Origin of the sequence: Lacunimicrobium album (assembly GCF_052161635.1) — a bacterium.
Lineage (GTDB): Bacteria > Planctomycetota > Planctomycetia > Planctomycetales > Planctomycetaceae > SXPC01.
Genome location: NZ_CP197413.1, coordinates 1,765,762 through 1,777,818, shown reverse-complemented (window position 1 = coordinate 1,777,818; position 12,057 = coordinate 1,765,762). Strand labels below are relative to the sequence as shown.

Annotated in this window: 8 protein-coding genes; 5 read left to right on the top strand and 3 right to left on the bottom strand. The window is 55.1% G+C overall.

The window, feature by feature from the left end; all coding sequences use genetic code 11:
• The first annotated feature begins 68 nt into the window (after positions 1-68).
• The 5 genes from modA (at position 69) to egtB (ending at position 5,168) form a co-directional block, all read left to right on the top strand.
• Positions 69-878, top strand: coding sequence for a molybdate ABC transporter substrate-binding protein (modA, locus tag SH248x_RS07080; RefSeq protein ID WP_459557826.1), 810 nt, complete (start codon positions 69-71; stop codon positions 876-878).
• Positions 879-1,541: a molybdate ABC transporter permease subunit gene (gene modB, locus SH248x_RS07075; protein ID WP_459557825.1), complete on the top strand. Its 663-nt coding sequence runs from the start codon at positions 879-881 to the stop codon at positions 1,539-1,541.
• Complete coding sequence (locus SH248x_RS07070; RefSeq protein WP_459557824.1) at positions 1,538-2,686, top strand: ABC transporter ATP-binding protein; 1,149 nt, start codon at positions 1,538-1,540, stop codon at positions 2,684-2,686. The genes modB and SH248x_RS07070 overlap by 4 nt, the downstream gene beginning before the upstream one ends.
• 187 nt (positions 2,687-2,873) lie before the next feature.
• Positions 2,874-3,836, top strand: a complete 963-nt coding sequence (egtD, locus tag SH248x_RS07065; RefSeq protein WP_459557823.1) for an L-histidine N(alpha)-methyltransferase — start codon at positions 2,874-2,876, stop codon at positions 3,834-3,836.
• A gap of 45 nt (positions 3,837-3,881) precedes the next feature.
• Positions 3,882-5,168, top strand: a complete 1,287-nt coding sequence (gene egtB / locus SH248x_RS07060) for an ergothioneine biosynthesis protein EgtB (RefSeq protein ID WP_459557822.1) — start codon at positions 3,882-3,884, stop codon at positions 5,166-5,168.
• A 158-nt stretch (positions 5,169-5,326) separates the two neighbouring features.
• Here the strand turns inward: egtB and ppc are convergent, their stop codons facing one another.
• The 3 genes from ppc to SH248x_RS07045 form a co-directional block, all read right to left on the bottom strand.
• Entirely contained in the window at positions 5,327-8,053 is a 2,727-nt protein-coding gene (ppc, locus tag SH248x_RS07055) for a phosphoenolpyruvate carboxylase (RefSeq protein ID WP_459557821.1), read from the bottom strand.
• A gap of 297 nt (positions 8,054-8,350) precedes the next feature.
• Positions 8,351-10,093, bottom strand: a complete 1,743-nt coding sequence (locus SH248x_RS07050; RefSeq protein ID WP_459557820.1) for a DUF3352 domain-containing protein — start codon at positions 10,091-10,093, stop codon at positions 8,351-8,353.
• A 102-nt stretch (positions 10,094-10,195) separates the two neighbouring features.
• Positions 10,196-11,833 carry an FAD-dependent oxidoreductase gene (locus SH248x_RS07045; protein ID WP_459557819.1) on the bottom strand — a complete coding sequence of 546 codons (1,638 nt, stop codon included), beginning with the start codon at positions 11,831-11,833 and terminating at the stop codon, positions 10,196-10,198.
• Between the last annotated feature and the right edge of the window lie 224 nt (positions 11,834-12,057).

Here is a 12,057-nt window from a genome sequence, read left to right as displayed (position 1 = left end):
GAAAACAACGGGCACATTGGTCAAGATGGACGTCTCACTTGAGACAACCTCTTGACGAATGGAGCCCGATGTTTTTTTTACGAGCGGCGATGGCGATCACCATGTTCGTCACTGGTGGATGCGCCAAGACGGAACCACTCACGCCGAAAGCTGACACGCCAGCGACGAAGAGACTCCGTATCGCCGCCGCGGCGGATTTGCGGTTTGTGCTGCCTGCAGTGAAAGTGGCGTTTGAAAAGTCCCATGCGGGAACGACGCTGGACCTGACATTCGGGGCGTCAGGGACCCTCTTGGCTCAGATAGAGAATGGAGCGCCGTTTGACATCTTTCTTTCGGCAGATGAGCAGTACGCCCAGAAACTGATTGATGCGGGGAAAGCAGTGAGCGAAAAGCCGTTTCCGTATGCGCGCGGACATCTGGTGATGTGGGTGCCGAATTCGTCGAAGCTGGAACTTACTGAACCCGGGTTGAAAGTGCTGGAGGATCCCTCGATCCAGCATGTTTCGCTGGCGAATCCCCAGCATGCGCCGTACGGCCAGGCAGCAATCGCAGCACTCAGGTATTATCAGCTGGAGGAAGCGCTCCAAGAGAAACTGGTGTTCGGAGAGAATGTCGCACAGGCGGCTCAGTATGTTCAAAGCGGAGCAGCTCAGGTGGGATTGATTGCCAAGTCGCTGGCGATGTCGGAGGAGATGATGAAAACCGGATGGTTTGTGGACGTGCCGCTGGACGCGTATCCGCCGTTGATCCAGGCGGGCGTGATCATCAAGTCGAAAGGTGACATCGAGATAGCAGGTGAGTTCGAGGCGTATCTGACGAGCGCTGAGGCGCGAGCAGAACTGGCGAAGTTCGGATTTGCTTCGCCGGAGGAGCGTTAGATGCTAACGTCCGAATGGACAGTGACATTGGCGCTGGCGATGTGGACGACGCTGCTGTTGCTGGTTGTCTGCCTGCCGTTGGCATGGTGGCTGGCGCGGGCAAAGTTTCCTGGGCGTTCGATTATTGAAGCGATTCTGTCCCTGCCGTTGGTCTTGCCGCCGACGGTGCTGGGGTTTTACTTGTTGATGGTGTTGGGGCCACAACGCTGGCCGGGGAGTTGGTACACACAGGTGACGGGGGAAACGCTCGCGTTTTCGTTCATGGGGATTCTCGTGGCCTCGCTGATCGCGAATATCCCGTTCATGCTGGGGCCGATGGTGGCGTCGTTTCTTGGAGTGGAAGAGGAATTACTGGAAGCAGCAGCCTGCTTAGGGGATGGGCCGTGGAGGTCGTTTCGTCGCATCGTGATGCCGATGGCTTGGCCGGGGATCGTGAGCGGCATGGCGTTGACGTTCGCACACACGATAGGAGAGTTTGGTGTCATCCTGATGGTGGGTGGGAATGTAGATGGACGCACGAGAACGGTGGCATTGGCAATCTATGATGATGTGCAGGGGCTGCAATATCAGCAGGCGAATCAGTCGGCGCTGATCCTGGTGGCGGTATCGATCGTCCTCCTGGTGGTGATTCAGGCGTGGCGACCAAGGGGGTGGCTGCGATGAATGATTTGCTGCAGGTCGATCTCGAGAAGGCGTATTCCAGTGATGTCGTGATCCGCGCGGCGTTCTCAATGCCTGCCGAGGAAGCGGGAGTGCAGATTCTCTTTGGGCCGTCAGCGTCTGGAAAGTCGACAGTTCTGCGCTGTGTTGCTGGCCTGACGAAGCCGGATCGTGGGAGGATCGCGTGTGGCGATCATGTCTGGTTCGATGCAGCCGCGAGAATCGATATGGCGACGCAGAAGCGGAGAATCGGTTTGCTGTTTCAGCAGCATGCCCTCTTTCCTCATTTGACGGTGTTTGAGAATATCGCGTATGGACTCCGTGAGATCCGCCCTCAAGAGCGTCGTCGGCTGGTCGGGGAGTATCTGGAGAGATTTCGGATCAGTGACTGCGCAGCGCGTCTCCCGCATCAGATTTCTGGAGGGCAGCAGCAGAGAACCGCGCTCGCGAGAACCTTGATCGTCAAGCCTCGTGTGTTGCTGCTCGATGAGCCGTTGTCGTCATTGGATACGTTGTTAAGGGAAAAGCTGTGGACGGAGTTAAGGGAGCTATTCTCAGCGTTTGGAAAGCCGGTGATCGTGGTGACCCATGACCGTCGCGAAGCAATCGCGCTGGGGACACATCTGGCGGTCTTGAAGGATGGCGAAATCCTGCAGCAGGGTCGCATGGCAGACGTCTTTTCGTCCCCGCAGCATGTGGATGTCGCGCGGATGCTGGGAGTCGAGACGATCCTGACCGGAGTCATCACGCGACGAGAAGCTGGAATGGCTGTCGTGAAAGTGGCGGAACAGGAGTTCCTCGCCGTATGCCCCGACGACGCACAAGAGCGAGTGCATGTGTGTATTCGAGGAGAGGATGTCACCTTGAGGCGGTCGGCAGAGCCGGTCGATGTGACAAGTGTTCGCAATCAGCTGAGGGGGACTGTGCATTCAATCGACGAGGCGGGGGCGCTCAAGCGGGTGCAGGTTGACATCGGTCATTTATTGACCGCGCTGGTCACTCGTCATGCTGCTGACGAACTGCAGCTCGCGCCGGGGAATCCAATTATCGCCCAAATCAAAGCGACCGCGATCCACCTCATGCCGGTATCTGTCAAGGAGATACAACGCGTCGGGAACGTGAATCAGCCAGCGAATCTTGACACTTGAGGATAATGGCAATGAATTTGCATAAAAACGCAAAACATGTGAAAGCTCACACGCCATATTCCGACTAACTGCGAAAATGGCGTACGGGAAATCGTTGTGAGCTTAAATCCGTCAGCCCGTCGCGCGTCAGCCTGTTCACACGGATGGTGAGCAGAAGGCCCAAATCCCTCGTGAAAGTATTCGCTCCATGAGTCCGCAAGCGTTAGTGAAGCTCCATGCAGAACGTGAACATCAGCAGTTTTATAAAGACATCGTCTCAGGTTTGACACGACAACAGAAACGAATCCCGAGTAAGTATCTGTATGACCAACGCGGGTCACAGTTATTTGACGCCATTTGTGAGACGCCGGAATATTACGTCACGCGGACAGAACTGGCGATTATGCAGGAATATGGCCCTGCCATGGCGGCCCGCATTGGCAGTCGGTCGATGCTGATCGAATATGGCAGCGGAAGCAGTCTGAAAACTCGCATTCTGCTGGACCATTTACAAACACCGGCCGCGTATGTCCCCGTCGATATTTCGGGAGACCATCTGCTCGAGACTGCTGGTCGGCTGCAGGATGCATATCCTGAGATCGAGATCCTGCCGGTTTCTGCAGACTTTACGAAGCCATTTGAGATTCCCGTATCGAATATCGAAGTGGAAAAGCGAGTGGTCTACTTCCCGGGGTCGACTCTTGGGAATTTCCAGCCCGAAGAAGCAGTCGCGCTGCTGAGCAATGTGCGTCAGACGATTGACCGACGCGGAGGGCTCTTGATCGGGATCGATCTGCAGAAAGACTCGCTGGTCCTGCACGATGCCTATAACGATGCCGAAGGGGTGACAAGAGACTTTACATTAAATTTGCTGCTGCGGATGCAGAGGGAACTTGGCGCACGACTCGATTATGATGGCTTCGAGCACCATGCGGTCTACAATCAAAGACTGGGCAGGATTGAGATCGCGATCGAAAGTCTCATCGAGCAGGAGATCGCGATTGGGGATCACATCTTCTCACTGGAAGCAGGGGAACTCATCCGGACGGAGTATTCCTACAAGTACACCATTGGCGGATTCCGCGAGATGGCCCGAGAAGCGGGGTTATCACTGCGAAGGTATTGGACGAATGATCGGGAGTATTTTGCGGTGTTGTATCTGACGCCGTGAGAGAATGATTTGCCATAGAAGGCACAGAAATCACTGAGGTAGACGATGAGTATCGGTGTTGAAGATCGAGTTGAAGCAGTGGGACGGCTTTATCGGGACTACTTGCGCGTGCGTGGGATGACGCAGCGACTGGTGCAACCGCTCGCGGTTGAGGATCAGGTGATTCAGTCGATGCCCGATGTCAGTCCTACGAAATGGCATCTGGCCCATACGACCTGGTTTTTTGAGACATTCATTCTGAAGAAAACAGTCGATTATCGCGTGTTTCGTCCTGAGTATGAGTATCTGTTCAACTCATACTACAACGGCGTTGGCGAGCAGTTTCCTCGAAGTCAACGTGGGTTTCTCTCCCGACCAACGGTCGCGGAGGTCGTAGCTTATCGTCAGCATGTCGATGCGGCGATGTTGCAATTGTTGGAATCGCCATCGATCGGTCACGATGTCAGTGGACTTATTGAACTGGGGCTTCATCACGAACAACAGCATCAGGAACTGATCCTCACAGATATCAAGCACGTCCTGAGCCAGCATCCGCTGGGAATCATCTACGACGAGACATTGACCCTGCCTGTCAGCTTAAAGCCGCATGGTGTGAATTCGCTGTCCTACGGCAGTGGGCTGTATGAAATTGGGCATCAAGCAGACGGGTTCGCTTACGACAACGAAGGCCCGCGTCACAAAGTTTATCAGAACGCGTTCGACATTGATGATCGACTAGTGACGAACGGCGACTATCTGGCGTTCATGCATGACGGCGGGTATCAACGCCCGGAGCTGTGGTTATCAATGGGCTGGGGAACAGTGCAGCAAAACAAGTGGACTTCCCCCTTGTACTGGAAACAAAGCAGCGGCGAGTGGAAGTCGTTTACACTGGCGGGACTCGCTGACATCGATGTGAATGCCCCGGTCACGCATGTCAGTTTCTTCGAAGCGGATGCGTATGCACGTTGGGCTGGCAAACGGCTGCCGAGTGAAGCGGAATGGGAAATTGCTGCCAGAGATGAGCCGATTGATGGACGTTTTGTGGATGTCCTGCTGGAGCGATCTGAAGCGTTTCATCCAGTCGGACCGACGCATCGCGGGATGATGTCGTCGCATCAATTTTATGGCGACGTCTGGGAATGGACGTCGAGTCCGTATGTCGCGTATCCCGGATTTCAGCCAGCAGCAGGAGCGGTCGGGGAGTACAACGGCAAGTTTATGTGCAATCAGTATGTGTTACGAGGTGGCTCGGTCGCGACCTCGACCGATCATCTGCGTTCGACGTACCGGAATTTCTTCCCGCCGGAGACGCGATGGCAGTTTTCGGGGATCCGCTTGGCAGGTGGGTGAGGAATGGGAATGATGCCTTGAGTCGATCAGGCATTGTGAGCCTGCTGTTGCCTATCGCCCACCCTCATCCGTCAGCGAAGCGCTGACACCTTCTCCCCTCAAGGGAGAAGGGACGGAATACGGCTCCCCTCAAGGGAGAAGGGACGAACTGCAAGTCATTAGCCAGTGGTTCTCAGGCCGGCGGCGATGCCTTGGATGGTGAGGCGGATCAGTTCCTGGACCTGTTCGGACTGTTCCTCCTGAGCCCGGGTTTGGGTCATCAGTTCGATCTGAATCAGGTTGAGCGGATCGACATAAGGGTTGCGGCTGGAGATCGATTTGCCCAGCCAGGCCGTTTTTTCCAGGAGGTCGTGCTGGCCCGTGATGAGGCAGATGCAGCCGCTGGTGCGTTGGAATTCTTCGCGGAAGCGGGTCCAGATCGACTCGCCTGACTGGCCTGCTAACCGTGCATAGCGGTGGGCGATGTCGATGTCGGTCTTGGCGAGGGCGAGTTCAGCATTGTCGATGATTGCCTGGAAGACGGGCCATTTCTGATACATCGACTGAAGCTTGATCCAGTCTCCGCTGTTGGCATCGACATACTGTTCAATCGCCGTTCCGAAGCCATACCAGGCAGGAATCAGGTGGCGGGACTGGGTCCAGGCGAACGTCCAGGGAATGGCGCGGAGATCTCGCAGTGACTTGCGGGCACGTCGTCTTGCAGGACGTGAGCCGATCGGGAGCCCTTCGATTTCGCTGATCGGAGTGGCTTTGTCGAAGTAAGTCAGGAAGTCGTCGTGTTCGACAAGTTCGCGGTATTTTTTCAGAGCGAGGGCCGACATCTCGTCCATCGTACTGGCCCAGTCAGTGGGCATGCCTTCTTCGTTGGAAGCGCTGACGACGAGCGTGGCGTGTGTCAATTGTTCGAGGTGACGGTGGGCGATGACCGGGTTGTCATAGCGTTCTGCGAGGACTTCGCCTTGCTCAGTAATACGAAGTTTCGCGCCGACTGCCTTCGGTGGCAGAGATTGAATCGCCCGGGCTGCAGGACCACCCCCGCGACCAAGCGAACCGCCTCGACCGTGGAAGATGGTCAGGCCGACGTGTTGCTCTTCAGCCAGACGCGCCAGTTGTTCCTGGGTGCGAATGAGGTTCCAGGCAGCAGTGAGATAGCCGCCGTCTTTGGTACTGTCTGAATAGCCGACCATGATGATCTGGTGGGCGGTGACGGCTTTGTTGAGGTAAGAACGGTAGACGTCGTTTTTGAGAAGCGTTTCGGTGATCTCGGTACCGTTCTGGAGGTCTTCGATGGTCTCGAACAGAGGAATGATCGGCAGGTAAGGAATTTCTTCCTTCGGATACGTTTTCTTCCAGACGGCGTTCCAGAACCACAGCACGGTCAGGATATCGCTGACGTGGTGGGTCATGCTAATGATGTAACCGCCGAGGGTTCGTTTGCCATACCGATGATGGAGTTCGACAAGAAGCTCGAAGGTTGCGATGACCTCTTGAGTCGTCTCCGAAAGGCTGTCGAGCTTGATGTTGGGGAAGGCGTCGAGCTGGCAGAGTCGCTTGATCCAGGCGTCTTCGGAATCGAGTTCGGCATCAGTAACGCAGCCTCCGGCTTTGAGGAGTTCTTCGATGGACTGTCGATGCGTCAGGGAATCCTGACGGATATCGAGGGAGGCGAAGTGAAAGCCAAAGGTCGCAAGGAGGTCCATCCAGGGCTGGAGGTACTCTTCGACGATCCGCTGTCCCTGGTGAGTCAGGAGGCTGCTGCGGACGAGTTCGAGGTCGCGACGAAGTTCATCCGGCTCAAAGTACGGAGCATCTTTTTCAAAGCGTTCGCCTTCACTGGCTTCTTCGAGAGAAGCTTCCAGGCGGTACTCAATGGTTTTCAGCCAGCGGCGATAAAGCTCGAAGGGAGAAGAGCGTTCGACGCGTTTAAGGAGTTTGGGCCACTTGCTGCAGCGCAGTTCAAGCTGCTGCTTAAGTTCTTCGGAGGTGCCGATCTGCTGGTCAGAAATGACGAAGACGCGCAGTAGCTTGCGAGTCCATTGAAGGTGACGCGCGATCGCAGCGGAACGGAGAAGGCCGATCGTTTGCCTGGTAATGTCTGCGGTGACAAAAGGGTGTCCATCGCGGTCGCCGCCAATCCAGGTGCCGAAGGAGAAGAAGGGCTTCATCTCGAACTGGTGGTGCGGGTAGTGTTCTTCGAGTGCGGCTCGCATTTCTTTATAGACGAGAGGAATAACATCCCAGAGAGATTCGGCGAAGAAGAGCCCGCGTTCGACTTCGCTCAGGACGCCAGGCCGCTGAGGACGAAGCGAGTCGGTCTGCCAGAGGACGGTCAGGTCGCACAGCAGCGTGCTGGGATTGGAAAGGATATTAGGATCGCCGGGCTGATCGTACGCAGGGAGATTATGGCGCAAGCCCCGGAGGAGTTCGCGTGTCGTGCGACGTTTTGCTTCAGAGGGGTGTGCAGTGAAGACGGGCTCGATAAGCAGACGGTCGAGCCAGCTTTGAACCTGACCGGCGGTGAGGCCCTGCTTCTTGAGGATCGCGATCGCTTCACTGATCGATTCGCGTGGCGTGACTTTTTGAGAGGAGGCCTGTTTGTGACGCTGTTCCAGCGTACGAATACGCTGATGGTCTTCGGCAAGGTTGGCGAGATCGAAGTACGTACTCAGCCAGCGAATGATCGAACGCAGATCATCCGCAGAGACCCGCTGGATTTCTTTCAGCAGTCGGTCCTCGGCATCGGGGATACCCGCACGGCGTTCGAACGCGAGACGACGTATACGGCTCATGGTATCCGTTAACGCGTCGCCGCATTGTTCACGAATGACTTCGTTGAAGAGATCGACCAGTGAATTAAGACCCGGCACGTGTTCGGCGTGATACATCTGGCTGCTTTCGAGAGCATTTCCTGCGAGTTGACTTCGATCTTCCGATAAGGCGAGCGGCGACTTCGTTATAGCATACTCATGAGGAGTTCCAACTCATTTTTGTGCGGGTTTGGTGAGGGGCCGGGAGAATCGTGACACTTCATGAAAAAAGGCGATCTGACTGGATGTCAGACCGCCTTTTGATTTGCTTATACAGAGACAGAATCCGGACAGACTTTGCCTGTTGTCTTTCAAGAGAAGTAGGAGTCTGCTGTTGCCTGTCGCCCACTCTCATCTTGGAAGTGATTTATAATACTACTTCGTAGAGAATTCCGTTGAGATCGCGCCTTCTGGGTGTTCGAGCATGTAGCTGCCCTTGGCGGCGAAGTATTTCTCGATCTTGCTGAATTCCGGAAGAAGAGAGAAGTCGATGCCTTCGAAGGTCTGGCTGAGTTGGCCAGTTGCGTCGAGAGCGTCAGGGCCTTCCAGTCTCAGCAGCTCGTAGTAACCCTTGAGTGCCAAGCCCGCATTGGTGTACGAGTAAAGCAGGACATCTTTAGGATACTGCTTGGCAGCTGCCTTATAAGTCGCGTCATTGACCAGAGATTTTTCTGGCTCTTCTTCATTGATCGCGTTCATGACGATGTCCTCACTGCTGCCAATGAGGAACGCCTCGCCAGAGTAGGCGACGTAGATCACGGTTGCATCTTCGTCACCACCCATGTTGTCCGGGTTGATCATGTACACGGTCACGTCGTCAGAAGGCTGGGCTTCATCTTCGACTTCGACGATGACTTCCTGTTCGGCCAGAATACCAAGAATTTTCTCAGCGGCTTCTTCTTTGTTGAAGCCAATGCTGACAAAGAAGGTCGGAGTGATGTCTTCTTCGTCACCAGCGACTTGAGCGATATCAAAGCGACCAGTCAGTGCGTCGATGAGATCTGTCTTTGGGTGAAGGCCGATTTGTTGTTCGGCGCCGTCGAGGGCGTCAGCAGTCGCGCCTGGTCCCTGGAATGAATCAACCATGGTTTCAACTGCTTTGTAAGCGGCAACAACGTCCCAATCGAAGGCGGTGTAGCTGAAGGTGTTCTCGGGAACCCATTTGGCGGGAGCAAAGTTGCCTTTTTCCAGCTTGAACATGTTGAGGATACCAGTGGTTGGCTGAGTGACGATGACCAGGCTTTTGCTGATCGAATCCAGTTTGTCAGCATCGAGCTTGGCCAGACCGCCGACCGCTTTGAAACCATCGAGTCCGAGAACTGGCAGGAAGCCGAGGACCATCTGAGCAGGAGCAGTCGCTTCCCCGCCAGCTGCAATCCCAACGCGAGCCAGATCGATCAGGTTCAGGTAAACAAGAAAATCAGCATCACCGGGAACTTTGCACGAATCGAGGATCTTCATCCAGGATTCTTCTTGAGCGAAGGTTTCGGTGTTCTTGCCGTCCCAGCGCTGAATGATGGATTTGGCAGCTGCGAGGCTGCTGGTCATGACGAGAGTCTCGTCTTTCATGAAGTAGGTGAATTCAGCCTGGAGTGGCGTATCACTATCTGGGAAGTGGTACGCATAGATTTCGACACCGGTTTCGGTGTTGGTCGTCTTTTCAGCGCCTTCTTCTTTCATTTTATCATCCAGCTTGGCGAGAAGTTCTTTGACAGTCTTCTCGGCATCGCCATAGCCCAGCATGGCTGCTCCAGCCAGCGAGCTGCGTGGTGGCTTCATGACGGCGAGCGTGATTTCGCCCTGTGGAATGTCGAGAAAGTCAGCGATCGGCAGACCCATTTCTTCTTCGAACTTGGTCTTCATCTCTTCAATCTTCGACTCGAATTGCTCGAAGAATGGCTTGAAAGCAGGATCTGAGAACGCCTGTCCGGTGCGGGTCTTGAAGAACGCTTCTTTGGTCTTGGTCAGGTTAGGAACAGAGATCAGGAAGTAAACATTTTCAGGCAGACGTGCGTCGCATCGAACATCAGCGGCCGTGGCGGCTGGTGTCGACAAGCCTGTGACGGCGACCAGCGCCGCGAGCGTCAGAGACAAACTGAAGCGAATCCGTTTCAACATGGGGGCGTTCCTGTGCAATTTCAGACGGTGAGAATGTAATAAGCCGTACCTCTCAGGTCATAAAGGAAACAACCGGACAGGTCAATTCCATTCACAACTTTCTCATCGAGTTGAGACCACAGTCTGCGTCAGTTGATATGTCGTGTATCCGCCGGAAATATTCTGCACGGGGAAGCCATGCTGCATGAGCAGACGAGTCGCGTTGTAGCCACGCTGACCAACCTTGCAGTAAGCCGCGATGGGGCGATCTTGAGGGAGTTCGCTCAGACGCTCACGAAGTTCATCAATCGGGATGTTGATGGCGCCGGGAAGAGCGCCAGCTGCGAATTCTGCTGGCGTGCGAACATCAAGCAGAAAATATCCTTCGTTAAGATCAGCAAGGTGCACAACAGGATGATCGCCGCGGACGACACCAGAGGCAACAAATCCGGCCATGTTGACAGGATCTTTCGCAGAGCCGAACTGCGGGGCGTAACAGAGCTCTGCTTCTTCGAGGTCGAAGACAGTCATGCCGGACTGGATGGCAATCGAGATGACATCAATGCGTTTATCGACCCCTTCGCCACCAACCGCTTGACCGCCAAGGATCTTGCCCGAGACGGGATCAAACAGGAGCTTCAGGCTCATGCCTTTGGCACCGGGGTAGTAGCCAGCATGATTGGCAGGGTGAATATAGATTTTCTGATAGGACGTGTTCGAGCGTCGGAGTGATTTCTCACTTTCACCAGTCATCGCCAAAGCGATGTTGAAGGCTCCCAGAATCGCGGTTCCCTGGACACCTCTGAAGCGTGAGTTGCGAGACGCAATATGATCAGCAGCGATGCGTCCCTGTCGATTGGCGGGCCCAGCGAGAGGAATTTGGACAGGCGCGTCGGCAGGGAAGCTGCGAGTTTCAATGACGTCACCGACGGCATAGACATCTGGATGAGAGGACTGCATATGAGCGTTGACGACAATACCGCCGCGTGGCCCCGTTTTAAGACCCGCGTTCAAAGCGAGTCCGTTCTCAGGGTGGACACCGACGGCAAGGATGCCAAAGTCAGCGGTGACGGTTTCACCAGAGGCGAGCTGGACATGGAATTGATCGTCTGTCGTGAAACTCGCAGGGGCTGCGTTGAGACGCACGTCGACCCCGCGAGCCTTGAGTTCCATCAGGAGTGGAGTTGTCATCTCGGGGTCAAAAGGTGTCATGAGTTGAGAATCACGCTGGATGAGAGTTGTCTTCAAGCCGCGGTGAATGAAGTTCTCGGCCATTTCGATGCCAATGAAACCACCGCCGATGATGATGGCGGATTTCGCGGAGGCTGTTTGGGAGTAGATACGGTCGGCGTCAGATAGGTCACGCAGAGAGAAAAGACGATCAGATTCTGCCCCTGGGATGTCAGGGCGTCGTGGAGAGGCACCGGGCGCGAGAATCAGCTTATCGAACGATTCTTCAGTGACTTCGCCCGTGTCAAGATTACGAGCAGTGATGATCTTGGCTTCGAGATTGATGGACTCGACATTCGTTCGAGTGCGAACGTCGAGACGAAAGCGTTCCTTGAGAAGCTTCTTGGGAGCAACAAGCAGCTTTTGTCGCTCGGTGATGATGCCGCCGATGTAGTATGGGAGGCCGCAATTGGCAAACGAGGGCTCCGAACCGCGTTCGAAGAGAATAATCTGTGCGGACTCATTGAGACGACGTAAACGAGCCGCAGCCGAGGCACCGCCTGCAACAGCGCCGACGATGACAACTTTCATGGTGTACCTTCAGACGAGTCCAGACTGCCGTGAAGCGAGGTGCAACAACAGCGTGAACAAGCAAGATAACGGATTGCAGTCGTCGACCAAAGGGATTGACTCAGGAAAGAGTCGAGGTGTGCGCACTGAAACCGGGTTGCAGGGACCATGAAGGCTTCGGCTGGTTTCATAACCACGACACACCATTCGTCGTAGATTCACGGGTGAGTCGGCGCAACGCGGGA